The sequence below is a fragment of the Ruegeria sp. CDSC085 genome, assembly GCF_059610465.1.
On the sequence record NZ_JBXWNR010000004.1, the window covers coordinates 129,623 to 156,601 of the forward strand.

Annotated in this window: 30 protein-coding genes; 12 read left to right on the forward strand and 18 right to left on the reverse strand. The window is 57.6% G+C overall.

The annotated features are described in order from the left end of the window. Window positions 1-27: 27 nt before the first annotated feature. The 11 genes from AC2FJB_RS08540 to AC2FJB_RS08590 form a co-directional block, all read right to left on the reverse strand. A complete protein-coding gene (locus tag AC2FJB_RS08540; RefSeq protein WP_117870326.1) occupies window positions 28-807 on the reverse strand; it encodes a succinate dehydrogenase iron-sulfur subunit in 780 nt (259 codons plus the stop codon). A 31-nt stretch (window positions 808-838) separates the two neighbouring features. Continuing rightward, window positions 839-1,465 carry a sulfotransferase gene (locus AC2FJB_RS08545; protein WP_496717996.1) on the reverse strand — a complete coding sequence of 209 codons (627 nt, stop codon included), beginning with the start codon at window positions 1,463-1,465 and terminating at the stop codon, window positions 839-841. 147 nt (window positions 1,466-1,612) lie between these two features. Then, entirely contained in the window at window positions 1,613-2,212 is a 600-nt protein-coding gene (locus tag AC2FJB_RS08550) for a class I SAM-dependent methyltransferase (RefSeq protein WP_496672303.1), read from the reverse strand. Between the two features lie 24 nt (window positions 2,213-2,236). Continuing rightward, window positions 2,237-4,042 (reverse strand): succinate dehydrogenase flavoprotein subunit, encoded by a 1,806-nt coding sequence (gene sdhA / locus AC2FJB_RS08555; protein WP_496717995.1) that lies wholly within the window; start codon window positions 4,040-4,042, stop codon window positions 2,237-2,239. An 18-nt stretch (window positions 4,043-4,060) separates the two neighbouring features. Continuing rightward, the gene (sdhD, locus tag AC2FJB_RS08560; RefSeq protein WP_117870336.1) at window positions 4,061-4,432 is read right to left on the reverse strand and encodes a succinate dehydrogenase, hydrophobic membrane anchor protein; all 372 of its coding nucleotides are present in this window, start codon (window positions 4,430-4,432) and stop codon (window positions 4,061-4,063) included. 13 nt (window positions 4,433-4,445) lie between these two features. Beyond that, window positions 4,446-4,832: a succinate dehydrogenase, cytochrome b556 subunit gene (sdhC, locus tag AC2FJB_RS08565; protein WP_496672309.1), complete on the reverse strand. Its 387-nt coding sequence runs from the start codon at window positions 4,830-4,832 to the stop codon at window positions 4,446-4,448. Window positions 4,833-5,047: 215 nt separating this feature from the next. Beyond that, a complete protein-coding gene (locus AC2FJB_RS08570; protein ID WP_117870340.1) occupies window positions 5,048-5,710 on the reverse strand; it encodes a DUF1194 domain-containing protein in 663 nt (220 codons plus the stop codon). A gap of 54 nt (window positions 5,711-5,764) precedes the next feature. Further along, window positions 5,765-6,793: a MaoC family dehydratase gene (locus tag AC2FJB_RS08575; RefSeq protein ID WP_496717994.1), complete on the reverse strand. Its 1,029-nt coding sequence runs from the start codon at window positions 6,791-6,793 to the stop codon at window positions 5,765-5,767. Further along, the gene (locus tag AC2FJB_RS08580; RefSeq protein WP_117870343.1) at window positions 6,793-6,999 is read right to left on the reverse strand and encodes a DUF1737 domain-containing protein; all 207 of its coding nucleotides are present in this window, start codon (window positions 6,997-6,999) and stop codon (window positions 6,793-6,795) included. The genes AC2FJB_RS08575 and AC2FJB_RS08580 overlap by 1 nt, the downstream gene beginning before the upstream one ends. Window positions 7,000-7,011: 12 nt before the next feature. Beyond that, window positions 7,012-7,566 (reverse strand): NnrU family protein, encoded by a 555-nt coding sequence (locus AC2FJB_RS08585; protein ID WP_496672317.1) that lies wholly within the window; start codon window positions 7,564-7,566, stop codon window positions 7,012-7,014. Window positions 7,567-7,572: 6 nt separating this feature from the next. After that, the gene (locus tag AC2FJB_RS08590; RefSeq protein ID WP_496717992.1) at window positions 7,573-8,430 is read right to left on the reverse strand and encodes an HpcH/HpaI aldolase/citrate lyase family protein; all 858 of its coding nucleotides are present in this window, start codon (window positions 8,428-8,430) and stop codon (window positions 7,573-7,575) included. Window positions 8,431-8,601: 171 nt separating this feature from the next. On the opposite strand from AC2FJB_RS08590, the gene AC2FJB_RS08595 reads away from it, so the two are divergent. Then, window positions 8,602-8,907: a hypothetical protein gene (locus tag AC2FJB_RS08595; RefSeq protein WP_496672323.1), complete on the forward strand. Its 306-nt coding sequence runs from the start codon at window positions 8,602-8,604 to the stop codon at window positions 8,905-8,907. Here the strand turns inward: AC2FJB_RS08595 and AC2FJB_RS08600 are convergent, their stop codons facing one another. Next, on the reverse strand, window positions 8,908-9,663 hold the full coding sequence (locus AC2FJB_RS08600; RefSeq protein WP_496717990.1) for a sulfite exporter TauE/SafE family protein: 756 nt from the start codon (window positions 9,661-9,663) through the stop codon (window positions 8,908-8,910). Between the two features lie 161 nt (window positions 9,664-9,824). Here AC2FJB_RS08600 and mdh point away from each other — a divergent pair, with 161 nt between their 5' ends. Next, a complete protein-coding gene (gene mdh, locus AC2FJB_RS08605) occupies window positions 9,825-10,787 on the forward strand; it encodes a malate dehydrogenase (RefSeq protein WP_496717989.1) in 963 nt (320 codons plus the stop codon). Window positions 10,788-10,909: 122 nt separating this feature from the next. Here the strand turns inward: mdh and AC2FJB_RS08610 are convergent, their stop codons facing one another. Further along, window positions 10,910-11,902 carry a zinc transporter ZntB gene (locus tag AC2FJB_RS08610; protein WP_496717988.1) on the reverse strand — a complete coding sequence of 331 codons (993 nt, stop codon included), beginning with the start codon at window positions 11,900-11,902 and terminating at the stop codon, window positions 10,910-10,912. 392 nt (window positions 11,903-12,294) lie between these two features. On the opposite strand from AC2FJB_RS08610, the gene sucC reads away from it, so the two are divergent. The 9 genes from sucC (at window position 12,295) to lpdA (ending at window position 22,739) form a co-directional block, all read left to right on the forward strand. Next, window positions 12,295-13,488 (forward strand): ADP-forming succinate--CoA ligase subunit beta, encoded by a 1,194-nt coding sequence (gene sucC / locus AC2FJB_RS08615; RefSeq protein WP_496717987.1) that lies wholly within the window; start codon window positions 12,295-12,297, stop codon window positions 13,486-13,488. Between the two features lie 97 nt (window positions 13,489-13,585). Beyond that, window positions 13,586-14,413: a glycosyltransferase family 25 protein gene (locus AC2FJB_RS08620; protein ID WP_496717985.1), complete on the forward strand. Its 828-nt coding sequence runs from the start codon at window positions 13,586-13,588 to the stop codon at window positions 14,411-14,413. A 13-nt stretch (window positions 14,414-14,426) separates the two neighbouring features. Next, window positions 14,427-15,308: a succinate--CoA ligase subunit alpha gene (sucD, locus tag AC2FJB_RS08625; RefSeq protein WP_117870362.1), complete on the forward strand. Its 882-nt coding sequence runs from the start codon at window positions 14,427-14,429 to the stop codon at window positions 15,306-15,308. Window positions 15,309-15,311: 3 nt separating this feature from the next. Continuing rightward, on the forward strand, window positions 15,312-15,998 hold the full coding sequence (locus AC2FJB_RS08630) for a hypothetical protein (protein ID WP_496717983.1): 687 nt from the start codon (window positions 15,312-15,314) through the stop codon (window positions 15,996-15,998). Further along, entirely contained in the window at window positions 15,995-16,537 is a 543-nt protein-coding gene (locus AC2FJB_RS08635) for a DUF805 domain-containing protein (RefSeq protein WP_496717982.1), read from the forward strand. Before AC2FJB_RS08630 ends, AC2FJB_RS08635 begins: the two co-directional genes overlap by 4 nt. Beyond that, on the forward strand, window positions 16,534-19,491 hold the full coding sequence (locus tag AC2FJB_RS08640; RefSeq protein ID WP_496717981.1) for a 2-oxoglutarate dehydrogenase E1 component: 2,958 nt from the start codon (window positions 16,534-16,536) through the stop codon (window positions 19,489-19,491). Before AC2FJB_RS08635 ends, AC2FJB_RS08640 begins: the two co-directional genes overlap by 4 nt. 3 nt (window positions 19,492-19,494) lie before the next feature. Next, window positions 19,495-21,006 (forward strand): 2-oxoglutarate dehydrogenase complex dihydrolipoyllysine-residue succinyltransferase, encoded by a 1,512-nt coding sequence (gene odhB, locus AC2FJB_RS08645; RefSeq protein ID WP_496717979.1) that lies wholly within the window; start codon window positions 19,495-19,497, stop codon window positions 21,004-21,006. Window positions 21,007-21,008: 2 nt separating this feature from the next. Beyond that, window positions 21,009-21,278 carry a hypothetical protein gene (locus tag AC2FJB_RS08650; protein WP_117870372.1) on the forward strand — a complete coding sequence of 90 codons (270 nt, stop codon included), beginning with the start codon at window positions 21,009-21,011 and terminating at the stop codon, window positions 21,276-21,278. A 72-nt stretch (window positions 21,279-21,350) separates the two neighbouring features. Beyond that, window positions 21,351-22,739, forward strand: a complete 1,389-nt coding sequence (gene lpdA, locus AC2FJB_RS08655) for a dihydrolipoyl dehydrogenase (protein WP_117870374.1) — start codon at window positions 21,351-21,353, stop codon at window positions 22,737-22,739. Window positions 22,740-22,760: 21 nt separating this feature from the next. Here lpdA and AC2FJB_RS08660 read toward each other — a convergent pair whose 3' ends face one another. Further along, entirely contained in the window at window positions 22,761-23,339 is a 579-nt protein-coding gene (locus AC2FJB_RS08660; protein ID WP_496717978.1) for a TetR/AcrR family transcriptional regulator, read from the reverse strand. 100 nt (window positions 23,340-23,439) lie between these two features. Between AC2FJB_RS08660 and AC2FJB_RS08665 the strand changes: the two genes are divergently transcribed. After that, on the forward strand, window positions 23,440-24,033 hold the full coding sequence (locus AC2FJB_RS08665) for an NAD(P)H-dependent oxidoreductase (RefSeq protein WP_299899163.1): 594 nt from the start codon (window positions 23,440-23,442) through the stop codon (window positions 24,031-24,033). A 20-nt stretch (window positions 24,034-24,053) separates the two neighbouring features. Here the strand turns inward: AC2FJB_RS08665 and AC2FJB_RS08670 are convergent, their stop codons facing one another. From AC2FJB_RS08670 to AC2FJB_RS08685, 4 genes are read right to left on the reverse strand one after another with little or no spacing between them, the layout of a single operon-like run. After that, the gene (locus tag AC2FJB_RS08670; RefSeq protein ID WP_496672345.1) at window positions 24,054-24,659 is read right to left on the reverse strand and encodes a pyridoxamine 5'-phosphate oxidase family protein; all 606 of its coding nucleotides are present in this window, start codon (window positions 24,657-24,659) and stop codon (window positions 24,054-24,056) included. After that, window positions 24,646-25,386: a lysophospholipid acyltransferase family protein gene (locus tag AC2FJB_RS08675; protein WP_496717976.1), complete on the reverse strand. Its 741-nt coding sequence runs from the start codon at window positions 25,384-25,386 to the stop codon at window positions 24,646-24,648. Before AC2FJB_RS08675 ends, AC2FJB_RS08670 begins: the two co-directional genes overlap by 14 nt. Beyond that, window positions 25,386-26,285, reverse strand: coding sequence for a cell division protein FtsX (locus tag AC2FJB_RS08680; protein WP_496717975.1), 900 nt, complete (start codon window positions 26,283-26,285; stop codon window positions 25,386-25,388). The genes AC2FJB_RS08675 and AC2FJB_RS08680 overlap by 1 nt, the downstream gene beginning before the upstream one ends. Continuing rightward, window positions 26,282-26,959 (reverse strand): cell division ATP-binding protein FtsE, encoded by a 678-nt coding sequence (locus tag AC2FJB_RS08685; protein WP_496718099.1) that lies wholly within the window; start codon window positions 26,957-26,959, stop codon window positions 26,282-26,284. Before AC2FJB_RS08685 ends, AC2FJB_RS08680 begins: the two co-directional genes overlap by 4 nt. Window positions 26,960-26,979: the final 20 nt, after the last annotated feature.

A 26,979-nucleotide genomic window follows, 5' to 3' on the forward strand; every position in this document is an offset into this window, starting at 1 on the left:
TGCGAAAATCGCAAATCGCGCCCGTGATTAAACTGCGCGCTCAACCATCATCTTCTTAATCTCGGCAATCGCCTTGGCTGGATTCAGACCTTTCGGACAGGTCTTGGCACAGTTCATGATTGTGTGACAGCGGTAGAGCTTGAACGGATCTTCCAGCTCATCCAGACGTTCACCCGTCGCCTCATCCCGGCTGTCGATGATCCAGCGATAGGCGTGCAGCAAGGCTGCGGGGCCAAGGTAGCGATCGCCGTTCCACCAGTAGCTGGGGCATGAAGTCGAGCAGCTGGCGCACATCACACATTCATAAAGACCGTCCAGCTTCTTGCGGTCTTCGATGGACTGCTTCCATTCCTTCGCAGGGCGATTGGTCTTGGTTTCCAGCCATGGCATGATGGACGCATGCTGGGCATAGAAATGGGTCAGATCAGGGATCAGGTCCTTGACCACCGGCATGTGCGGCAACGGGTAGATTTTCACGTCACCCTTGATCTCATCCATGCCATAGATACAGGCCAGCGTGTTGATCCCATCGATATTCATCGCGCAGGATCCACAGATGCCTTCGCGGCAAGACCGGCGGAACGTCAAGGTCGGATCAATCTCGTTTTTGATCTTGATCAGCGCGTCCAGAACCATCGGACCGCACGTATCCATATCAACGAAATACGTATCGACACGCGGGTTCTGCCCGTCATCGGGGTTCCAACGATAGATCTGGAACTTGCGCACGTTCGTGGCGCCGTCCGGCTTTGGCCAGGTCTTGCCGGTGATAATCCGGGAATTCTTGGGCAGGGTCAGTTGAACCATGTCAATTCTCCATTCAGCACAAGGCCGCCTTTCAGCCTGTCCGGGCGCGGTCAGACGCCCCTCGGTTATAATGCCCCCAATGGGCGATGTTCACGTCGAAATCCGGAGAGAGCAAATCCGCAAGGTTTTGCGGATCGTCCTGATCGATATCAAAACGCAAAAAGCGTGGGTTGTCGTCGAAGAAAGCTTCGACCTCGGAATGGTGCACATCGTACATATGTGCCCAACCCCGTTTCACCTCATCGGCCGTTTGTCCATTGGCCTTGCAGCATCGCTCAAGGTACCTACCGCCGGAATGATTGGCACGGGATGCGATCCAGTCATCGCGATTGCGCGTGTTCAGCAAGAAAAAGGCGTCCGGGTAAGCCGCGTGCAGCTCTCGAAAGAACCTCGCGCCGTCCAGCATGAAACGCGAATTGACAAAGGCGATATCGGTGAAGGCCCGGATTGCCCCGAACCCATCCAGTGGCCTGCGGCCCATGGTAATGTTTGTAACCATTCGAAGGGCAAGGTTTTTTCCCTGATCATCTTCCCAATGCACCGAAGGGATCCCACTGTTCTGAAACAGCTTGTGAAACGAGGTCGTCGCACATCGGTTCAAGCCGATCAGGATTATCTTGGGATCGCTTTGCCCGGATTGGAGCTTCTCGACTGTCATTGAGAGCACCAGCAAAACATACGCCGCCGTCCGCCTGGGATCTCAGCACTACATGCGCTTTTTTGAACGTCCTTCCGGCATTTGAAAGGACCAAAAGCGGTAGGCTTGGCTTCCCGGGTCGATATGGTGCTTGTGCCAGTCACTCGTTCATCTCCGCTCGAACACTTTGAACGCGGCAAAGCTGTTCTTTGAGGCATGAGCATGCCCTTTGACGGCAAACGGGTTTTCTTCTTCACAATAGAGTTGCCAGCCGGGCATGAAGTCTTCAATCCAGGCGGAATACGGGCGATGGCGAACATGTTGATTGGAAGGGTTCTGGTCAAAATCCGACGAATAGATACAGACAAAACGCTTTGCCAGTCCGAACAGCCGCCGCATGTAGTTTTCGAAAACGCTGTCTTCTGTCAGATGATAAATTACATCCAGCGAAAGAGATACGTCATGCGGCTCAACCTCAGAATCAGCGTTTTTGAACACCCAATTGGGCCGGGATCGAAAAACTTCATTGCAGCGCCGAACGCAAAGGTCAGAGACATCCAAACCGGTATATTTCGGGATATCAAACAATTGCGCCTGATTTCCGTCTCCCGACCCCAATTCCACAACCGATTCCAGGCCTTCCATCTCGACCATCGTGTTGATGAAATTCGCTTTGTAGACAGCAAGACGCCCGTAAGACCCCGCACCCGAGGTCTTGCCGCGCTCATATCGGCGTTGCCAATAATCAGTCGAAGAAAACTCAGCCATCTCGCCCCTATTCCTGACCAGCCCTTAGAACGTCCGCGCCTTCGGCGCGATTTTCTGCAGGCTGATACCGCCTTGGTCTTCGGTCGTCAGTGGATCAACGATGACCGGACGGTAGCTGAGCTCAACCTTGTTGCCCTCAACCCGGCTGACCGTATGAACGCGCCAGTTTTCGTCATCACGCTCGCTGAAGTCCTCATGCGCATGGGCCCCTCGGGATTCCTTGCGGGCCTCGGCGCCGACGATGGTGGCAAGCGCGTTTGGCATCAGGTTGGCCAGTTCAAGGGTTTCCATCAGATCGCTGTTCCAGACCAATGAACGGTCTGTGACTTTCAGGTCGTCCATCTTTGCGGCAATCGCTGTCATCTTCTCGACGCCTTCGGCCATGGTCTTGGCGGTTCGGAACACGGCCGCGTCCGCCTGCATGGTCTTTTGCATCTCAAGTCGCAGATCAGCGGTTGGGATTGAACCGCTGGCATTACGCACAGCATCAAAACGGTCAAACGCCTTGTCTACCGACGCCTGGTTCAGAACCGGGTTCGCGGCTTCGGCGTCGACAACCTTGCCAGCCCGGATCGCTGCCGCCCGGCCAAAGACCACAAGGTCAATCAACGAGTTCGACCCCAGTCGGTTCGCCCCGTGGACCGAGGCACAGCCGGCTTCGCCAACGGCCATCAATCCAGGAACAATCGCCGTCGGGTCATCGGTGGTCGGGTTCAGAACCTCACCCCAATAGTTCGTGGGGATACCGCCCATGTTGTAATGCACGGTGGGCAGAACCGGTATCGGTTCCTTGGTAACATCCACACCCGCAAAAATCTTGGCGCTTTCCGAGATGCCAGGCAGGCGTTCCGCCAGAGCCTCGGCAGGCAAGTGGCTGAGGTTCAGGTGAATGTGATCCCCTTCGGCCCCTACGCCCCGTCCCTCGCGGATTTCCAAGGTCATCGAGCGCGAAACGTAGTCGCGCGGTGCGAGATCCTTGTACTGGGGCGCATAGCGCTCCATGAACCGTTCACCTTCCGAGTTTGTCAGGTAACCGCCTTCGCCGCGCGCACCTTCGGTGATCAGGCAGCCGGACCCATAGATGCCGGTTGGGTGGAACTGAACGAACTCCATATCCTGCAAGGCCAGCCCTGCTCGGGCCACCATGCCACCACCATCGCCAGTGCAGGTGTGGGCCGAGGTCGCGCTGAAATAGGCACGGCCATAGCCGCCGGTCGCCAGAACCACCATCTTGGCGTTGAAGACATGCATGGTGCCGTCGTCCAGTTTCCAGCAGACGACCCCCTGACACTGGCCGTCCTCGGACATGATCAGGTCGATGGCGAAATATTCGATATAGAACTCGGCGTTATTCTTGAGCGACTGCCCGTACAGAGTATGCAAAATCGCGTGGCCGGTCCGGTCGGCGGCCGCACAGGTGCGCTGTACCGCAGGACCCTCTCCGAATTCAGTGGTGTGCCCACCGAAGGGGCGCTGATAAATCTTGCCCTCTTCCGTCCGGCTGAACGGAACGCCATAGTGCTCCAGCTCGTAGACTGCCTTGGGTGCCTCCCGCGCGAGATACTCCATCGCATCGGTATCGCCCAACCAGTCCGAGCCCTTGACGGTGTCGTACATGTGCCACTGCCAATGGTCGGGGCCCATGTTTGACAGCGACGCGGCAATGCCACCCTGTGCGGCCACGGTATGGGAACGGGTCGGGAAAACTTTGGTTACGCAAGCCGTGCGCAGACCTTGTTCTGCCATACCCAATGTCGCCCGCAGACCGGCCCCACCGGCGCCGACAACGACCACGTCATATTCATGCGTTTCGTATTCGTATGCAGCCATTTCTTTCAGCTCCGGGAATTAAAGGGCAATGCGCGCGATGGCGAAGATGCCGGCCGCAGCCGCACCGTAGGACAGGCAGGTGACCAAGATGATCAGGACCTTTTCAAGCGTGCCGTGAACATAGTCCTCAAGCATCACCTGCGCACCGTCTGCGAAGTGTTTGAAGCCAACCGCCAGCGTCAGTGCTGCCACGATGGCTGGGAAAGGCCGCGAGTAATACTCAAGTACCACATCGAACGGCTGGCCCAGAACCGGGCCAAACGTGAAGACAAACAATGGCACAAGTATCAGCAGAGCCACCGAGCTGACTTTCATCGCCCAGAAATGGGCTGTGCCTGATTTCGCCGAGCCAAGGCCAGCGGCGCGCTTACGGTCGGTCAGATAACGCATGTCAGGCCTCCAATCACGCGACGATGACAAGGGTCAGAAGGGTCAGAACGACCGATCCGATGACAACCGCCCAGCCCAGCTTTGTCGCTGTGGGAAGGTCCAGACCAACCGCATTGTCCCAGATCAGGTGCCGAACACCGGCCAGCGTGTGATACCAAAGACCCCAAACAGACAGTGCCATCACCAGATCCCCAAGCATCGAGGTTATTACGCCGTTTGCCATGGCGAAAGCCTCGGGCGAAGTTGCTGCGGCCAGAAACCACCAGACAATCAACAACGCGGCCAGTAGAAGCGCGTTGCCTGTGATGCGTGTCAGGATGGATGTGATCGACGTTAGCTGCGGACGATAGATCGACAGATGCGGCGAAAGTGGGCGGTTGCCCCGATTTACATCGGCCATGGCGGCTCCTTTTCGGTTGGCTACCGAACGTTTTACTGGTTTTTGCGACACTGTCACGTGCTGCGGGTGCAAAAACCACTAAATTCAGTGCAAATTGACGGATAATTCAGGTATGTGATCACACAAAATATTCTCGTGATCACATATTACATTCTGCTTCATCAATGTTAGCGATTTCAAGGCCAAAGCGATGTGATCACGAATCTCTCAGCCTGTCACTTAAGGCCAGCCGTTTGCTGCGTCACTTCGCGCAGCAGTTTTTTGCGAATTCTATCCGGGTAGTCGGCGAACCCGGAGGCCGAAACGACAAAAGCACCTTCGCCCACAATGACATTCTCAAAGAAATATGCCGTCAGATCCGGTTCACTCTCTTCGATCGCCAACGCATTTACGACAATGCCGCGGTTCCGCAGAGCGGCATGAACCTGCGTTGGTTCGACCCCTTCATTGGATACGCCGTCCCCCGACAGATCGATCAGACGTCGTTTGCAATCTGAAACGGCATCAAAAGCATCCAGAGTCGTGTGCAACGCCTCACCTATCGCCGTCGAGAAATTCCGCCAGATGCGTGGATCTGCGGCAACCTGATCGGCAAAACGATCCAGTGAAGAGAAACTGTCGATACGGGTCCAGGGGATCGTGACCTGCTGACGCGATGACCCGGTCCATTGCACCAGCATCAACTGCGCCTGACCACGAACCAAAGCCTCGGACACGACCGGGTCGCGCAGACCGGCGGCCAACCCGTCCATCTGTATGCGGTACTCGTTGCTGTCGACCGAGCCGGAAACGTCCACCGCCAGGGCCAATGCCAGATCGCAGGCCTGAGCCGACGGGGCCAGACAAATACTGGCTAATATCGCGCGCAGAAGATGCATGGTGCAAGCCTAGCACGGCTTGCACGCGAATGGTTCACATAACCGTCAGCTCTCCTATTGCGGCATGAGCGCCCAATAATCGAGGTCCAGAAGCACATCGGGCAAATACCGCCCCTCGTCGGTCTTCAACTCAAATGGAACACCGCCCTTGGTCGCCACCATGCGCAGACGGATCGCACCCACGCCGGGAACACCGGTTTCCGCTTTATCCAGTACTTCGGACCAGGCCTTGATCGTGTCGCCCGCGAAACAGGGGTTGGCATGCGCGCCACCATTCAGGCCAACAATCATCTGCGCGTTCGCAAGTCCATTGAACGACAAGGTCCGCGCCATCGAGATCACGTGCCCACCATAGATCAACCTGCCTTCCGGGCGGAACGTCAGGTCGAAATGCACCTTGGCGGTGTTCTGCCACAATCGCGTGGCCAGCATATGTTCGGCCTCTTCCACGGTGACGCCGTCCACGTGGTCGATTTTCTCACCGATTTCATAATCGCCCCAACGATGCGCTTCACCGGCCAAAGCGAAGTCGTAATTCGAGAAGTCGAGACCTTCGGGCACGATCAAGTCCTGAGGTGTCAATGCCTTCTTCAATTCGGGAACAACCGTTTCGGGCGCAGGCGCATTCACGTCTGCTTTGCGCACCATGACCCAACGGACATATTCTATGACCACTTCGTCCAATTGGTTCAATCCACGGGTGCGGACCCAAACGACACCTGTTTTTCCGTTGGAATTCTGTTTGAGACCAATCACCTCGGACACGGATCGCAGAGTATCACCGGCATAGACAGGCTTCAGCCAGCGACCTTCGCCGTAGCCAAGATTGGCAACTGCGTTCAGCGAGACATCCGGTACTGTTTTACCGAACACCAGATGAAACGCGGCCAGATCATCAAGCGGACTTTCCGGCAAACCACAATCCCGGGCAAATTCGTCCGAGGAATAAAGAGCGTGGCGTGCGGGATAAAGCGCGTGATACAAACCGCGTTCGCCCTCGGTCACTGTGCGTGGCACAGCGTGTTGCAGTACCTGCCCTACGGAATAATCCTCGAAATATCGGCCCGGATTTGTTTTTACCATTACTGCTGTCCCAGTTTCATGTCGGGGGAATAATCGGGCGCGACCTCTTTGGTCACGGCCTGCGCACAGCGCATCTTGTTGGTGGACGGATCGAACGTATAGGACGGGTCGCCATACAACTCCCATCCCTTTGCCAGCGCATCCGACACCTTGTGACAGAAGGCTGACGTGTCCTCTTCGGTCAACAAACGATAGAGTTTCGCCATGGGGTCAGGTCCTCATGAGCCGAACGGAGACGGACCGACCAGGCCGTGGATATATCCGATAATCCCCAGCAGCACGATCGACGCCACAAAGAACATCGCATCCTTGCCGTAAGTCCCGGGTTCACCCGGCGCCCAGTCAGGTTCGGACTTGTTGATTACAATGACTTCGACCACAGCCCATGCCAGAAGACCGCCGAACAGGATGATCGAAGCCAGATCTCCGTTCACCAGCAAATGCGCAAAGGCCCACAGCTTGAACCCGCCGAGCATCGGATGGCGAAACTTGTTCAGCACCCGACCTTTGGTACCTGCAGGGCTCATCATGTAGATCGCGATAAGAACCAACAGATTATTGACGTGAATCAGGAAGGTCGGCGGCGCCCAGACATAGATGAAGTCGGTCATACGATAGCCGAACACCATCAGCAGGATCGACGCGACCAGTGCCAGAGCAACTGCCCCTTTGCCCCCGTCGCCCATTGCGGCGCGGCGTTCGGGTGCCACACGTTTGAATAGATGCGCTGCCCACCACAAGGCGACGCCCAAGATCAGAAGAAAAAAGCCCATGCTGGCTTACCCCGCTTGCAAAGCTGATATCGCCTCTGCTTTTGCCAGAATTTCGCGGGCAGTTACAACGTGCAGATTTTCAACAATCTTGCCATCCACGACAGCAACACCCTGCCCTTGCGCTTCGGTCTCCTCAAATGCCGAGATTTGACGGCGGGCCAGGTCGATCTCATCATCCGATGGCGCAAAGGCTTTATTGGCCACATCGACCTGGGCCGGATGGATCAGCGTTTTGCCATCAAAGCCCATGTCTCGGCCTTGTGCGCACTCATCGGCCAGACCCTCGGCATCCTTGAAAGCGTTGTACACGCCATCGACGATGATCAACCCCTCGGCTTTGGCAGCCAACAGGCACAGGCCCAGCGAAGTCATCATCGGCAAGCGATCAGGACGGAAGCGGGTTTGCAGCTCTTTGGCCAGATCGTTTGTGCCCATCACGAACCCGGCCATCAGCGGATGCGCAGCGATTTCCGCCGCGTTGAGCATTCCGCGCGGTGTTTCCATCATGGCCCAGATCGGCAATTCTCCGGTGATCGCCGCCAATGCATCTGCGTCGGTCGCCGAATTCACCTTGGGCAACAGAACAACGTCGGCATCCATGTCGCGCACAGCCTCGGCGTCGGCACGCCCCCATTCGGTGTCCAGCCCATTGATCCGGACGATCTTGACCCGTGCGCCATAGCCCCCATCGGACAGGGCGCCTTTCAGCGTTTCGCGCGCGTTTTCTTTTTCGTCCGCTGCAACTGCATCCTCCAGATCAAAGATGATCGCATCCACGGGCAGAGTGCGGGCCTTGTCCAGGGCTCTATCCTTCGAGCCAGGGATGTACAGAACTGAACGATAGGGACGCTGACGAGGATCCATGGACCACTCCCATTGAAATAAAGTTGCGCGGAATGGGGCATTTTTTGCAGTAAAGTTCAAGCATAAAATCGCCGCACTGCAGCAAGCCCGACGCAACGTGCGTTCCCTTAACTGGATTCCGTCCCTTGCCATCCACCCTGATCGGCAAATGGAACCGAAAAAGGGTACGGGATGCAAAAGACGGTGTTCAAGATGACAATGGGGCTTGGAATCATGGTTCTGGCCGCGCAGCACGTGCACGCTCAGGGTCAAAACTGTGCGCCTCGAGAAGATGTGCTGGAACGGTTGCTCGAGGCCTATGGTGAAACGCGCAGAGGTTTGGGGTTGGCCCGGAAAGGCGCAGTAGTGGAGCTTTTTGCCTCGAACGAAAGCGGCAGCTGGACCATCACGGTGACCATGCCCAACGGGATCACCTGCCTTGTGGCTTCGGGTCAGTCTTTTGAAGATGTCGCCGAGGCGCTGCCCCCCAATGCCTGATCAGGTAAACGAGTCCCAGATCAGCTTGCTGCCGGTAAGTGTCAGCAGCACATAGGCGAGACCAAAGAACAGGCGTTCGGACAACATGAAATGTGCCCGGACGCCCAGCCATGCCCCCAAGATCGCAAAGGGTGTCAGCAACAAGTCCGCCCACAACGTCTGCCATGTGAACATGCCCAGATAAGCGTAGGGTACAAATTTCGCGATATTGATCACCCAGAAAACCAATACCGTGCTGGCCTGAAACTCGGTTTTGGTCAGCCGTTGAGACAAAAGATAGACAGCCGCCGGGGGGCCGCCGGCGTGGCTGACAAAGCTTGTGAAACCCGCGACCAGCCCGGCAAAAAGACCAGAAGACGGCGGCAGTCGCCTGGCAAACCCGCACACCCAACCTTGCGATTGCGCCATGTGCCAAATCACGAATCCGACAGAGATGCCACCGATCAGCAGGCGCAGCAGGTCATCATCCGTTGCACGATAAAGCCACGCACCCATCGCCACGCCGGGTACCGCGCCCAGAATCAGCAGACGTGAATCCGGCCAACTCCACCGTCTCCAATACGGACCCAGTGTGGCCACGTCGATCACCATCAGAATCGGCAGCATCAAGGCCAAAGCCTGCCCGGGCGTCAGGATCAAGGCCAGAATCGACGAAGAGGCAAAGGCCACGCCAGAACCGAAACCACCCTTTGAGATACCGGCAAAGATCACTGCCGGGATCGCCACGGCAAAAAACATCAGGTTCAGTTCGAACATGTGACGGTCCCGGTTTTGGCTTGTCTCAAAGGCCGTTTAGCGCAATCAAAGCAGGGTCTGCAAACGGTATGCGGTTGTATGCCACGTCGCAGAACCCTTGCCTATTGACGTTTTAACGACTAGCACAACCGCGATTTCAATACCGACCGGAGATATTCCAAATGGCCAGACCCAAGATTGCGCTGATCGGCGCGGGGAACATCGGCGGCACGCTTGCACATCTCGCAGCTGTCAAAGAACTGGGTGACGTTGTCCTGTTTGACATCGCAGACGGGCTGCCGCAGGGCAAGGCGCTCGACATCGCTGAATCCGGCCCTTCGGAAGGGTTCGACGCCTCGATGAAAGGCACCAGCGACTATGCCGATATCGCTGGTGCGGATGTGTGCATCGTGACCGCAGGCGTGGCCCGCAAGCCGGGCATGAGCCGCGATGATTTGCTGGGCATCAACCTGAAGGTCATGAAGTCGGTCGGTGAAGGCATCGCTGCCCACGCACCCGATGCGTTCGTGATCTGCATCACCAACCCGCTGGATGCCATGGTCTGGGCCCTGCGTGAATTCTCGGGCCTGCCGTACAACAAGGTTTGTGGCATGGCTGGGGTGCTTGACTCGGCCCGCTTTGCACATTTTCTGTCGGAAGAATTCAACGTCTCGATGCGCGACGTCACCGCATTCGTGCTGGGCGGCCACGGCGACACCATGGTACCGTCGGTACGCTACTCGACGGTTGCCGGTATTCCGCTGCCTGATCTGGTCGAGATGGGCTGGACCACGCAAGAGAAACTGGACGCCATCGTGCAGCGCACCCGTGACGGCGGCGCTGAAATTGTTGGCCTGTTGAAGACCGGTTCTGCCTATTACGCGCCTGCCACGTCGGCGATCGAAATGGCCGAGGCCTATCTGAAAGACCAGAAACGCGTTCTGCCATGCGCGGCCTACTGCAACGGCGAGCTGGGTGTCGATGGCCTCTATGTCGGCGTTCCGACCGTCATCGGTGCTGGTGGTGTCGAGCGTATCGTTGACATCAAGCTGAACGAAGACGAGCAGGCAGGTTTCGACAACTCTGTGAACGCAGTGAAGGGTCTGATCGACGCTTGCAAGGGTATCGACAGCTCGCTGGCATAGTAGCCTACCCCTGTCGCCTGTGGATCTGGCGACAGGAGAGCCAGGACAGAATAGAGCCCTGCCCGAGATTGTGGCAGGGCTTTTTACATTGCCCGACTTACATTGCCCGACCTAAACCCAACCTACCGGAACATGCCTAACCATCTAGCTACGGCCAGAAGCAGCCCCCCTAAAACAACTAACAGGACACACACCTCCCAGAAGGCGCTTGGGTTGCTTGCGCCAGGCACGCCGCCGACATTGATCCCAAGAACCCCCGCGACCAGACTTAGCGGAAGAAACACCGCACTCACGACCGACAGAACTAGCATCCGGCTGTTCATGCGTTCGGCGCGCTGATCCATCAATTGGTCATGAATGATCTGGACTCGTTCGCGAACCGCGGCAAGGTCCTCGCCGATCCGGTAGATGCGTTCCGATGCTTCGCGTAAACGTGACCGATCTTGCGCCTGGAGCCAGGGCAGGTCTTCGATTTCCAAGGTGGTCAGCGCATCGCGTTGGGGTACGAGGTAACCGCGCAGAACAATCGACGACCGACGGATCGCTGAAAGCTCTGTCCGCGAGATATCGGCATCCGGTTCCAAAAGGATTTCCTCAAGATCATCCACGCGCTCATTTAGATCTGTGATCGCCGGCTCGGCCCGGTCGGCCAGCCGAAGCGCCATGCGCGCGACAAAATCACCGGGTGTTCTTGGGCCTTGCCCCCGTTCTATCGACGCCAGCAAATCGGAAACCGCGTCCAGTGGCCGACGCCAGACACCTATCACTTTGGCTTCCGTCAGCCACATCCGGACCGAAATCATATCTTCGGGTAGTTGATCCGGCAGCAGGTTTACGCCTCTCAGGTTCAGGATGACGCCGTCACCGTGTACGGTACACCGAGGCCGGGTTTCGTCAGCCATCAGCGCGTCAATCACAAATTCGTCCAACCCGCTGGCGCGCAGAAGCGATTGAGTGGCTGGCGCTTCCAGTCGCAGGTGCTGCCATGCGAACCCAACCCCGGTTCCCGGCGGTGACCAAACCGGAAAACTGTCGTCGTTTACCGTCGTCGCCCGACCCGCACCATCAAAGACAAGCGTCAAGGCATCCGGAAGGCTGTGGCCTTGTGCATTCATCCTGTTGGACCCTTCTGGCTATCAATCTACCGCACCTTGCGGCGTCGGGACACTATCCAACCAACTGACGACCGCCAAGCCCAAGCGACGCCAGAGACAGTCAGCGCTGCTGCGTTTTCCCGCGCTCGCATACGGTGTACGCTCCACAAGTGTGACCGATGTTGTTAGCGTAAGCAGTAAGCTGAGCAGCGTAGAATGAGTTTTTTTGCACAAATCCTCGGATTGTCGAATCAAGCGTCGCAGCGCACTGAATTTGTGATCACACGCGAAAAAACCGTGATCACAAAAGTTGAAAATCTTTGGCTAATCGCCCCGAGGAGTCAGAAAACCCTTTAAATCTGACGTTTAAACACCCCTATAACGTTTAAACGCAGTCAGACGGGACAGTTTCGATGAACATTCACGAATATCAGGCCAAAGCCCTCCTTCGCAGCTATGGCGCACCGGTGTCCGATGGTCGCGCAGTGTTGCGCGCCGAAGAAGCCAAAACCGCAGCAGGTGAGCTGGACGGCCCGCTTTGGGTTGTCAAAGCACAGATCCACGCGGGTGGTCGCGGCAAGGGTTCGTTCAAAGAGGCGGACGCCGGTGAAAAAGGCGGTGTTCGTCTGACCAAATCGGTTGAAGAAGCCGCTGAAGAAGCCAAAAAGATGCTGGGCCGTACGCTGGTCACTCATCAGACCGGTCCGGCGGGCAAGCAGGTCAACCGCATCTATATCGAAGCAGGCTCGGGCATCGAGCGTGAACTGTACCTGGCTCTGCTGGTGGATCGTCAGACCAGCCGCATTTCCTTCGTCTGTTCGACCGAGGGCGGCATGGACATCGAAGAAGTAGCCGCCGCGACGCCCGAGAAAATCCTGTCCTTCTCGGTCGATCCGGCCACCGGCTACATGCCCTATCACGGCCGCCGCATCGCCTTCTCGCTGGGTCTGGAAGGCGCGCAGGTCAAGCAATGCGTCAAACTGATGGGTCAGCTCTATCAAGCCTTCGTCGAGAAGGACATGGAAATGCTGGAGATCAACCCGCTGATCGTGTCCGACAAGGGCGACCTCAAAGTGCTGGACGCCAAGGTCGGTTTTGACGGCAACGCGGTCTACCGCCACCCCGACATCGCCGAGTTGCGCGACACGACCGAGGAAGATCCCAAGGAACTGGAGGCCTCGAAATACGACCTGAACTATATCGCGCTGGATGGTGAGATCGGTTGCATGGTCAACGGTGCCGGTCTGGCGATGGCGACCATGGACATCATCAAGCTGTATGGGGCAGAGCCTGCCAACTTCCTCGACGTGGGTGGCGGCGCCACCAAAGAGAAAGTGACCGAGGCGTTCAAGATCATCACCTCGGACCCGCAGGTCAAAGGCATTCTGGTCAACATCTTCGGCGGCATCATGCGTTGCGACGTGATCGCCGAGGGCGTTGTCGCCGCAGTGAAAGAGGTCGGCCTGAAAGTGCCGCTGGTCGTGCGTCTGGAAGGCACGAATGTCGAGAAGGGCAAAGAGATCATCAACACCTCTGGCCTGGACGTGATCGCGGCAGACAACCTGAAAGACGGTGCCGAGAAGATTGTGAACGCAGTTAAGGGGTAAGCTTGTTTGAGTGGGGCTGGCCTCGGGCCCGCCCCATCGCGGCAAATACCAAGCTGCAAATCACTGCCGCGCAAGGCCGAAAGAAGCAATCGATCTGATGACCATCCCCATCTTCCTCATAGGCCTCGAACGCGCCACAGGGCGGGCGCGCTTGATGGAGCAGGAGCTGCAAAAGGCAGGCCTGTCGGCGACGCGCGTCAACGCTGTTGACTGCGATGCCGCCACCCGTGAGGACTTTCTGCGGGAATGCCGGGCGGAAGGACCTTGGGGCTATTTCCATACCAAGGACATGGCTTGCACCCTCAGTCACGCCAAAGCGTGGGAGGCGGTGATTGCCTCGGGCGCGGAACAGGCCTTGATCCTTGAGGATGATGTTTTCCTGACACCGGAACTGGCAGGCTGGCTGAACGATCCGTCCTGGTGGCCTGAGGATGCCGACATCGTTCGGTTCGAACGTTGGCGCAGCACGAAGCTTTACGTGGCACTTGGACGCAAGCGGTTGTCCCATTTGGGGCGGGAACTACGCCTGATGCGCTCGCGCCATCCCGGTGGTGCAGCTTATGCGCTGACACGCGAAGCGGCCCGGCACTTTCTGGCACAGAAACCCTTTGACATTACGCTGGATGGTTTGTTGTTCAACCCTTCCGCCTCGCCGGCGGCGCGTCAGATCAACATCTATCAGGTGATCCCGGCCATGGTCGAACAGGGCAACGAAGCGCCCGGCGAATACCAGATGGGTGCGCCACGCGCGCGTCCCAACGGCTGGCCCCTGATCCGGCAAAAAGTTAGGCGTGGCATCGCCGAAATCAGCAGCGGCCTTCGCACGACGGCCAACCTTGCCTTGGGACGTGCCACGCTCGAGAAGATTACCTATGCGCCGCAGGTTCTGCCGGCGACTGAACCCAATCAATCCAACACCGCCTAGAGAAAGGGACAAAATGGCAGTCCTCATCGACGAAAACACCAAAGTGATCTGTCAGGGCTTTACCGGCTCGCAGGGTACATTCCACAGCGAACAGGCCATTGCCTATGGCACCAAAATGGTCGGCGGCGTAACCCCCGGCAAAGGCGGGATGGAGCATCTGGGCCTGCCCGTGTTCAACTCGGTCCACGAAGCCAAGCACGTGACCGAAGCCAACGCCTCGGTGATCTATGTGCCGCCGCCCTTTGCGGCTGACTCGATCCTCGAAGCGATTGATGCCGAGATGGAAGTGATCGTCTGCATCACAGAAGGCATCCCGGTGCTGGACATGATGAAGGTCAAACGCGCACTGGAAGGCTCAAGCTCGCGCCTGATCGGCCCGAACTGCCCCGGTGTCATCACGCCGGATGCTTGCAAGATCGGCATCATGCCCGGCCACATCCACAAGCGCGGCTCGGTCGGTGTTGTGTCCCGTTCCGGCACACTGACTTATGAGGCCGTCAAGCAGACCACCGATGTGGGTCTGGGCCAGTCCACCTGCGTGGGCATCGGCGGTGACCCGATCAAAGGCACCGAGCATATCGATGTGCTGGAATGGTTCCTGGCCGATGACGAGACCGAGTCGATCATCATGATCGGTGAGATCGGTGGCTCGGCCGAGGAAGAAGCCGCGCAGTTCCTGGCGGACGAGGCCAAGAAAGGCCGCAAGAAACCGACTGCAGGGTTCATCGCTGGCCGCACAGCCCCTCCGGGCCGCCGCATGGGCCACGCAGGCGCGATTGTCGCTGGCGGCAAAGGCGGTGCCGAGGACAAGATCGAAGCTATGCGCAGTGCCGGTATCGTCGTGGCCGAAAGCCCGGCGCAACTGGGCGAGGCTGTGCTGGAAGCGATTGGGTAAGTCGTGAAACATGGCCGTAAATTTCTGTATGGCCTAGTGGCTGCCATTACGGCAGCCACAACTGCCCCTGCTATTGCCGACGACACGGAGCTGGCGTCGGACACCGTAGCTGCTTGCCACTCCACTATCGATCTGGCGGAGATAACTGACGCCCTCATCCAGATTGGCTGGACGCCCAGCATACCTGCGAGCCTAGATAACCGTGCAATACAATCGTACGCCGCCACTTATCTTTTGAACCATCTTGGTTATGGCGACTATTCGGATACACGAATTGCAAGTACGTGGGAGTTGGCCCTCAAAAATGCTGCGGGTGTGCGAAACCTGCAGATTATTGATGGCTCGCAAAAAAAAGATCGCTGGTTTGTTCTCGAGCAAACGGGGAGCGTTTTGCGAATAGATAGCTTTGAGCACGAAGCCTACGGCCATGTTAATTGCGTAATTGCACTGAAAGAGAAAGACTCTCCAGTTACGTATCAGCAATTGCTTGGTGATTCCGGGAAAGACCCGAAAACGCTTCCACCGATTTATCATCTACGCCCTAAGTCATATGAAAGCGATGGGATCGAGCGGAGCTTAAATGGTGCTGTTCTAAATACTGAACGTATTTCGAATGCGTCGGACAATGAAATTATCGTTTCATCCGTATTCTCAACATTTACCAAAAAACGACCGGAGAAATCGGAATGACCTTCTCTGACGCCATCCGCACCTGTTTCTGCAAGTTCTTCACTTTCTCGGGGCGTGCCTCGCGGTCCGAATACTGGTTCTTTTTCCTGTTCATCGTGATCTGGAGCATCATCGCAGGTTTCATTGATTTGCAGTTCTTCACTCAGGTCGCGGTGACCGAAACCGAGACGTCCAAATCCGTCACGGCCACCTCAACAGGCCCGGTTCAAAGCATCGTCGGTCTTATCGTGTTCTTCCCGCATCTGGCCGTCGCGTGGCGGCGGATGCATGATAGCGGGCGCAGTGGGCTATATGCTTTGCTGCCGATCCTGCTGATCCTTGGGGCCTTTGCTGTTTTGATCTTCGGTATCGGCCTTGCCTCTCATTTCCAGCATGGCGGCAGTCTGGACATCCTGTTCACCCGCGCCACGCTGCTCATCGTCCTTCCGACACTGCTTGTTCTGTTTGTGTCGCCCCTTCTGGTGCTGTGGTGGCTGGCTCGTCCCAGCCAACCAGGCACCAATCAATACGGTCCCAACCCACATGAGGTAGCCCAATGACCGAACACTCGCCCAATACTGCCTTTCACGCCTCGAGCTTCATGCAGGGGCACAACGCCGAATACCTGGAACAGCTTTATGCGCAGTACACCAAGAACCCCGCTGCGGTAGACGCTGCCTGGGTCGAGTTCTTCAAGGCCATGGGTGACGCCGCGCCTGATGTTCAGCGTGAGGCCGAAGGGCCTTCGTGGGCGCGCACGGACTGGCCGCCCATGCCGGCCGATGATCTGACCGGTGCGTTGACCGGTGAGTGGGCCGAGATTGACGCCAAGGCCGCAGGCAAGAAGATCAAGGACAAGGCTGCCGATAAAGGTGTCGAAGTCAGCGATGACCAGATCAAACGCGCAGTGCTGGACAGTCTGCGGGCGCTGATGCTGATCCGAGCCTACCGGATCCGGGGCCATCTGGCCGCCAACCTTGACCCCCTTGGCATGCGCGCTGCCAGCAATCATCCGGAACTGGATCCCAAAACCTACGGCTTCACCGATGCCGACATGGATCGCCCGATCTTTATCGACAACGTTCTGGGGCTTCAGGTCGCCTCGATGCGGCAGATCGTCGAGATCGTGAAGCGGACCTATTGCGGCACTTTTGCGCTGCAATATATGCATATCTCTAACCCGGAAGAGGCCGCATGGCTGAAAGAGCGCATTGAGGGCTATGGCAAGGAAATCCAGTTCACCAAGGAAGGCCGCAAAGCCATTCTGAACAAGATGGTCGAGGCCGAAGGCTTTGAGAAATTCCTTCACGTCAAGTACATGGGCACCAAGCGCTTTGGTCTCGATGGCGGTGAGGCGCTTATTCCGGCGATGGAGCAAATCATCAAACGGGGTGGCGCGCTGGGTCTCAGCGATATCGTCATCGGCATGCCGCACCGCGGTCGTCTGAATGTTCTAGCCAACGTAATGGGCAAGCCCTATCGCGCCATCTTCAACGAATTCCAGGGCGGCAGCTATAAGCCCGAAGACGTGGATGGCTCAGGTGATGTGAAGTACCATCTGGGTGCCTCAAGCGACCGCGAGTTCGACGGCAATAGCGTACACCTGTCGCTGACTGCAAACCCGTCGCACCTTGAGGCGGTGAATCCTGTGGTTCTGGGCAAGGTCCGCGCCAAGCAGGATCAATTGGGCGACACTGATCGCACCAAGGTCATGGCCATTCTGCTGCATGGGGATGCGGCCTTTGCCGGTCAGGGCGTCGTGGCCGAAGGCTTTGGCCTGAGCGGTCTTCGCGGGCATCGCACCGGCGGGACAATGCACATCGTTGTGAACAACCAGATCGGCTTTACCACCGCGCCGCATTTCTCACGTTCCAGCCCATATCCGACGGATATCGCGCTGATGGTCGAAGCACCGATTTTCCACGTGAACGGGGATGACCCCGAAGCGGTTGTTCATGCAGCCAAAGTGGCGACCGAGTTCCGCCAGAAATTCCACAAGGATGTGGTTTTGGATATCTTCTGCTACCGCAGGTTTGGTCACAACGAGGGCGACGAGCCCATGTTCACCAACCCGATCATGTACAAGAAGATCAAGACGCATAAGACCACGCTGTCTCTGTACACAGAACGCCTCGTCAAGGATGGCCTGATCCCCGAAGGTGAAATCGAGGATATGAAAGCGGCCTTCCAGGCCCATCTGAACGACGAATTCGAGGCAGGTAAAGACTATAAACCCAACAAGGCCGATTGGCTGGACGGGCGCTGGTCGCATCTGGACAAGAACAAAGACGAATACATGCGCGGCGAGACGGCGATCGCGCCGGACACTCTGGCCGAAATGGGTGGCACCCTGACCCGCGTACCGAGCGGATTTGCCATGCACAAGACGGTCGGTCGGCTGCTTGAGCACAAGAAGCAGATGTTTGAAACCGGTAAAGGCTTTGACTGGGCCACTGGTGAGGCGCTGGCCTTCGGGTCATTGCTGACCGAGGGGTACCCGGTACGCCTTTCTGGCCAGGACGCCACGCGCGGCACCTTCAGCCAGCGCCATTCGGGGTTCATTCATCAGGAAACCGAAGAGCGGTACTACCCGCTGAACAACATTCGCGCAGGCCAGTCGCAGTACGAAGTGATCGACTCGATGCTGTCCGAATATGCAGTGCTTGGGTTCGAATACGGATACTCGCTGGCCGAACCCAATGCACTTGTTCTATGGGAAGCCCAGTTCGGGGACTTCGCCAACGGCGCGCAGATCATGTTCGACCAGTTCATCAGTTCTGGTGAATCGAAATGGCTGCGGATGTCCGGTTTGGTTACGCTGTTGCCGCACGGGTTTGAAGGACAGGGCCCCGAACACTCATCCGCGCGGCTTGAGCGGTTCCTGCAAATGTGCGGTCAGGACAACTGGATCGTGGCGAACTGCACCACGCCCGCGAACTATTTCCACATCCTGCGCCGCCAACTGCACCGGACGTTCCGCAAGCCGTTGATTCTGGTGACGCCTAAATCGTTGCTGCGCCACAAGCTGGCGGTCAGCACGGCCGAGGATTTTACCACCGGCTCCAGCTTCCACCGCGTGCTGTGGGATGATGCACAGAAGGGTAATTCCGACACCAAGCTGGTGGCGGATGACAAGATCAATCGCGTGGTGATGTGTTCCGGCAAAGTCTATTTTGATCTGCTGGAGGAACGCGATGCACGTGGCATTGACGACGTCTACCTGATGCGGATCGAACAGTTCTATCCCTTCCCGGCACATTCGCTGATCAACGAGCTTGAACGATTCAAGAATGCCGAAATGGTCTGGTGTCAGGAAGAGCCCAAAAACCAAGGCGCCTGGACCTTTATTGAGCCCAATATCGAATGGGTTCTGTCCCGGATCGGCGCGAAACATACCCGTCCGGCTTACGTCGGTCGCGCAACCTCGGCTTCGCCCGCAACGGGCCTGGCCAGCCAACACAAAGCCCAACAAGAAGCGCTGGTTAACGAAGCGCTGAGCATCGAAGGAAAATAAGCGATGACGATTGAAGTTCGTGTTCCCACGCTTGGCGAGTCGGTCACCGAAGCCACTGTTGCAACATGGTTCAAAAAGCCCGGTGATGCGGTCGCCGTGGATGAGATGCTGTGTGAGCTGGAGACTGACAAGGTCACGGTCGAAGTGCCCTCTCCCTCTGCTGGTGTGATGGGTGAGATTGTAGCCGCCGAAGGAGAAACGGTTGGTGTCGATGCTCTGCTGGCGACGATTACTGCCGGCGAAGGCGCAGCCACGCCTGCCCCAGCAACAGCCGCAGCAGCTCCGGAGGCCGCACCTGCCGCATCTGGCGGGTCGGTTGACGTGATGGTCCCGACACTTGGCGAATCCGTGACGGAAGCAACTGTTTCAACCTGGTTCAAGCAAGTCGGCGACAGCGTCGCGCAGGACGAGATGTTGTGTGAGTTGGAAACCGACAAAGTCTCGGTCGAAGTACCGGCCCCGGCTTCCGGTGTTCTGGCAGAGATTGTCGCGCCGGAAGGTGCAACCGTGGATGCAACCGCAAAGCTGGCAGTCATCTCTGGCGCGGCCGCTGGCGCAGCGCCAGCTCCTGCGGCGGCGGCAGCTTCTGCTGCGGCAAGCACCGGCAAAGATGTTGCAAACGCACCATCGGCTGAAAAGGCGATGGCAGAAGCCGGGTTGTCAGCCGATCAGGTCACCGGCACCGGTCGCGATGGCCGCATCATGAAGGAAGACGTTGCCAAGGCGGTTGCAGCCGCTTCTGCTCCGGCACCTGCGGCTTCTGCGTCTGCACCAGCGGCTCAGGCTCCACGCGCACCGGTTGCTGCCGAAGATGCGGCCCGCGAAGAACGCGTACGGATGACCCGTCTGCGTCAGACAATTGCCAAGCGCCTGAAGGATGCGCAGAACACCGCCGCGATCCTGACCACCTATAACGAGGTGGACATGACCGAGGTGATGGCCCTGCGCAATCAGTACAAGGACCAGTTCGAGAAGAAGCACGGCGTGCGCCTGGGCTTCATGTCCTTCTTCACCAAGGCCTGCTGCCATGCCCTGAAAGAAGTGCCCGAGGTCAATGCCGAGATCGATGGCACCGACATCGTCTACAAGAACTTCGTTCACATGGGCGTTGCTGCTGGCACGCCGCAGGGTCTGGTCGTACCGGTCATTCGCGACGCGGACAGCATGTCCTTTGCAGCCATCGAAAAAGCCATCGCCGAAAAGGGCAAGCGCGCCCGCGATGGCAAGCTTTCAATGGCCGAGATGCAGGGCGGCACCTTCACCATCTCGAACGGTGGTGTTTACGGGTCGCTAATGTCGTCGCCGATCCTGAACCCCCCGCAGTCGGGCATTCTTGGCATGCACAAGATCCAGGAACGACCGATGGTCATCAATGGCGAGATCAAGATCCGCCCGATGATGTATCTGGCCCTGTCTTATGACCACCGGATCGTTGACGGCAAAGGCGCGGTAACGTTCCTGGTTCGTGTGAAAGAGGCGCTGGAAGACCCCCGCCGCCTGCTGATGGATCTGTAACCATGGCGACACATGTACTCTGGCAGGCCGATGTGGCGGATTTCGACGCCTGGCTGAAAGTGTTCCGCGAGGACAAGCCGATGCGCAAGGCCTCGGGTATCCGCGACCTGCATGTCTGGCGCGATCCCGATCAGAAGGACCATGCAATCGCGATGTTCGAGGTTACGGATCTGGAAAAGGCGCGCGCCTTTTTCGGGTCCGAGGAATTGGCAATGCACCACGAACGAGGCGGCATTGCGCATATCTCGATCAAGCTGCTGGAACCCGTTTGACAAAAGATATTCCTGACCCACCAAATCGGGTCGGGGAAGCACCGGATCGTCCGGTCGGTTTAGGAGAATCTAATGGCAAATTATGACGTCATCGTAATCGGCGCCGGACCCGGCGGCTATGTCTGCGCGATCCGCTGCGCTCAACTGGGTCTGAAGACTGCTGTTGTCGAGGGGCGCGAAACGCTGGGTGGTACTTGCCTGAACGTGGGCTGCATCCCCTCGAAAGCTTTGCTGCATGCCAGCCATCAGTTGCACGAAGCCGAACACAACTTTGCCAAGATGGGCCTGAAGGGCAAAAGCCCTTCGGTCGATTGGAAGCAGATGCAAGCCTACAAGGATGAGGTGATCGAGGGCAACACCAAGGGCATTGAGTTCCTGTTCAAGAAGAACAAGATCGACTGGCTGAAAGGCTGGGGATCGATCCCTGCCGCCGGTCAGGTCAAAGTGGGCGATGAGGTGCACGAGGCCAAGAGCATCATCATCGCTTCAGGCTCCGAACCGTCCTCGCTGCCTGGTGTCGAAGTGGATGAGAAGGTGGTTGTGACGTCCACCGGTGCGCTGTCTCTGGGCAAGATCCCCAAAAAGATGGTGGTGATCGGCGCGGGTGTGATCGGTCTTGAACTGGGATCGGTCTACAGCCGTTTGGGTGCTGAAGTAACCGTGATCGAGTTTCTCAAGGAAATCACCCCCGGCATGGACCCGGAAGTGCAGAAGACATTCCAGCGTATCCTCAAGAAACAGGGGCTGAATTTCATCATGGGTGCGGCGGTGCAGAAAACCGAAGCAACCAAGACCAAGGCCAAGGTGACCTACAAGCTGCTCAAGGACGACAGCGAGCATGTGATCGACGCCGATACCGTGCTGGTGGCCACGGGCCGCAAACCGTTTTACGACGGGCTGGGGCTGGATGCGCTGGGAGTCGAGATGACCCCGCGCGGGCAGATCAAGGTGGGTGCGGATTGGCAAACCAACGTACCTGGCATTTATGCCATTGGCGACGTGATCGAAGGCCCGATGTTGGCCCACAAGGCCGAAGATGAAGGCATGGCCGCCGCCGAAGTGGTCGCCGGCAAGCATGGCCATGTGAATTATGGTGTCATTCCGGGCGTGATCTATACGTGGCCCGAAGTCGCCAATGTCGGTGAGACCGAGGCGACGCTCAAGGAACAGGGTCGTGCCTACAAGGTCGGCAAGTTCATGTTCATGGGCAATGGTCGCGCCAAAGCCAACTTTGCCTCTGACGGTTTCGTAAAGATTCTGGCAGACAAAGAGACTGACCGAATCCTTGGCGCCCATATCATCGGTCCGGCTGCGGGCGATCTGATCCACGAGGTCTGCGTCGCCATGGAATTCGGCGCATCCGCCGAGGATCTGGCCCTGACCTGCCACGCGCACCCGACCTATTCCGAAGCGGTGCGTGAAGCGGCACTGGCTTGCGGCGACGGCCCGATCCACAGCTGACAACCTTGACCCCGGCAGCGATCAGCCTGTCGGGGTCAACCAAGCATCCAGATAGGTCTCCAACCTGTCTGTAAATGTCGTCGCTGAATGCAACGCGCAAAACTTCAGTGACATGGCCTGAATGGCGAAAGCCTGCACACCTTCGGCCAATAACTCGCATGGCACGTCCTTTCGCACCTCTGCAGCTTCGAGCCACAGCATCACGACACGGAAATATCTCTCAAAGCAATAGGCGACCGGTCCTATCTCAGCGACAGCCGTTGCACCGGAATACCTGATCAACAGATCGAATACATACCGCTCGGACGTCATGAAACTGTTAACCGGCTCCAGCGCCATGATGATCTCTGCAACAGTTTTGGGTGAAGTTCCGGCCTCGGCCTGATCCAGACACGCATTCAGCTTGTCCGCGATCAGAATTTCCATAAGCGCATCCTTGTCGCGAAAATGCGCAAAGAAGGTGCCCTTCGCAACACCTGCAGCCTTCACAACGTCTTCCACCCGCAAAGCTTCATATCCGCCATTTAGGATAACCTCTTCGGCAGCCGAGAGAAGCTTGGCGCGGGTCTTGATCGTACGTTTCTGGATCGTCTTTTGCATACCGCTCAATTGCACATTTTTTGACCGTGGTCAAATTTATATTGACCGTGGTCATTTTTTTACCTACAAACTGACCACGGTCATTTTCAGGAGAATCACAATGCAATCGAAGAAAATCCTCATCCTTGACGGACACCCCGCAGAAAGCAGCCTGTCACGAATATTCGCCGAAACGTATGGAGACGCCGCCCGTAAAAAGGGCCATGACGTCCGGTTGGTCCATCTGAGCGACCTGCAGTTCGATTTTGATTTCGGTCAGGGCAATTACCACGATTTCAAACCGCTTGAGCCGGTTCTGGAACAAGTGCTGCAAGACTTTGAGTGGAGCGACCATCTGGTTCTGACCACACCGATGTGGTGGGGCGGCCTTCCCGCGAAACTCAAGGGACTGATCGACCGGACATTCATCCCCGGGCGGACTTTCGACACCCGGAATACGACAAAGATCGGGTTCCCGGCGCCCATGCTGACTGGGCGTACTGCACGCGTCATCCTGACCTCAGACACGCCGGGATGGTTCATGCGCCTGATATACCGGCAGGCGCTTATCCGTCAGGTACGGGACCAGATCCTTGGGTTCGTCGGCTTCAAACCAACGCGGTTCACCTATTTTGCTGGCGCAAGTTATCCCAAGCCCGGCAACGTTGATCGCTGGATTGAAAAAGTATCCAGGATCGGAGCCGCTGCGGTTTGAACCACTGCCGCCACCCAGATCTACCACATCGTTTTTGCGGCGCGTGCAGACCATTCCTCGTCATATTGCGCGCCGCCTTCCGCACCACCTGATGCCTCCGACAGAAGCTGACCTATCGTGGGAAGATTGCCGCTTTCATCACCGCTGGACCAGATACGCGCCCGGATCAGAGCACGGGCACATTGGCTGTAAATCTCGGCGATTTTAACGACGATAACAGTCGCCGGGCGTTTGCCGCCCTTTTCAAATTGATGTCGCAGCCCCTCATCTACCGTTACAAACGCCAACCCATTCACCCGAACGACGTTGTTGGACCCCGGAACAAAGAACATGAGCGAAACACGTGGGTCGCGTACGATATTGCGCAGACTGTCCAGACGGTTGTTGCCGCGCCAGTCCGGTAGCGCCAGCGTATTCTCATCCAACTCTTTCACCACCGGGCCATCATCACCCCGAGGGCTGCCATCCACACCTTCAGGACCAACGGTGCTGAGCACACAGAGGCGTGATGCGAGAATCCACTTGCGATAGAGAGGCGTCAGTTGACGAACGACCTTTCGCAAGGACGGCGCGCCGGGCCGACCATACAACGCTTCAAGCGTTTCAATGTCACTAATGTGCTCCATCCGGATCAAACCCCACTTCCCGCATCAACTCGTTAGAACGTGTTTCGATCACCTCTTCCAGCCGGGCAAGGAAGTCGTCCCGACCAACGCCCGGCTCGATCGGGTCCAGGAAATCCACGATCGCAAGGCCCGGTTTGCGCATGACACCTGTGCGGGGCCAGAAGACGCCGGCATTCGTTGCGACCGGAACGCAGGGAAAACCGAGCCCTTCGTAGAGAACTGCGGTTCCAACCTTGTAAGGCTTCTTTGCACCGGGCGCCACGCGTGTTCCTTGCGGGTAAATCACAAGCTGACCGGGTTCCGAGAACTCCTTCGATACATCCTTGACCATCTTGGCCACGGCGGCACCGCGCTTGCCACGATTGACCGGAATGCAGCCGAGACGTCGTGCATACATGCCAATGACGGGCGTAAACAAGAGCTCACGCTTCATAATGAACTTGCCGTGCGGAATGGCATCGAAAATCATGATGATATCAAGAAATGACTGGTGTTTTGCCGCTATGACCACCTCATTCGTTGGGGCTGTACCTCGCACTTCACACCGGATGCCAACCATCCAGCGGGCCAGCCACATCGTACTGCGCGCGTAGGTCTTGCACGCCTTCAGGGCGCCAGCCTTGGAAAACAGCGCGTAGGGCAGGAAAACAATGCCAAGGATCAGCATCCAGGCGTAGATCAAGATCATGAAGATCAACGACCGGACCCATTGAACAGCCATCAACATCAGGAAAGCTCCTTCAATTTGCGTCGGGCCGCAGCCCAGGTGGCAAAAAACGCGACCATGGCACCAAGGATCGGGATAAGTACCGGCAACACCCAGTCTTTGCCCTGAAAGCCCACGCCGGTCAGAAAACCGCCCGTGTCCGAGGCTTCGGGCAACAACAGAACACCTGTCATCCCCAGCAATGTACCGACCGAAGCCCCGAAAAACGCGCGGTATGTGAACCGCCTTACGAATGCCCCCGCTATGAACCCGTCGCGTGCGCCGACCAGACGCAGCACTTCGATGATCTGGGCATTGGCGGCAAGCGAGGCATTGGCGGCAAGGGTAATCATGGCCGCGGTCGCACCGCCGATCAGCAGGATCGAAATCCACCCCAGACGACGCAGGGACATCGCCGCATCAACCAGAGGTTCCCGCCATCGCGAATGATCATCCAGTACGGCGCCCGGCACCTCTGCCCCCAACCGCAAACGCAACCCGGCCACATCCATGCCCGGTTCGGTTTCAATGATCTCGATAAGTTGCGGCACGGGCAGCGTATCCAGCGGCAGATCCGGCCCGAACCACGGGGCAAGCAACGCCGCCTGCTCTTCCTGCGTCAAAGCACGGGCCGAGGCCACGCCGGGCGTTTGGCTAAGAACCGTCAACGCAGCCTCGGTCTGGGCTGCGCGCTGTTCCGCGGGCGCGTTGATGCGCAGGGTTGCGGCTCCGGCCAGCTCCGAAGCCCAACGATCTGCAATGCGCCCCGACGCCAGAGACAGTGCCAAAGCGAATACTGCAAGAAACGCCATCGCACCCGCGACAAACAGGGTCAGGTGCGCCGTGTATCCCGTTGGGGGAACAACCCGGTCTGCCCGCTTGTCGCCACGCAACAGATTTCGCAGGTCAGGGCTGATCATAAATCCGCCCCCGCCAGTTGCAGCTTGCGCTGCGAAATACGCAAGACACGCGCCTGCACCTGGCTTTTGGCCGCGCGGATCAGGCTCAGGTCATGGGTTGCGATCAGGACGGTTTTGCCCATCCGATTCAACTCAATCAGAAGACGCAGCAGCCGTTGCGACATCTCCCAGTCAACGTTGCCTGTCGGCTCATCCGCCAAAACCACATCAGGCGACAGGATAACGGCGCGCGCCAGAGCAGCCCTTTGGCGTTCGCCTCCGGACAGTTCGGGTGGACGGGCTTCAAGCCTGACTCCAAGACCCACCCAGCTGAGCAATTCGCTCAGGTTGTCCTGCTCGGATGATTCCGCGCGCCCGGACACCATCAGTGGCAACGCGACGTTTTCGGCGAGCGTCATGTGGTCAAGGAACTGACAATCCTGATGCACGACACCCACGCGGCGGCGCAGTACCGCCAGCTGGTCGCGATCAAGGGCTGAAATATCCTGATCAAACACGCTCAACCGCCCAGAAGTTGGTAGCAAGGCGCCATAACACAGCTTGAGCAGCGTGGTCTTACCCGTCCCGGAAGGCCCAGTCAGAAAGTGAAACGAACCCGGCTGCAATTGCACCGAGACATCGCTCAGCAACTCACCGCCACCGTAGGTGTAGCTGACATTTTCCAGCTCGATCACACGTGCCCCCATTATTTTGC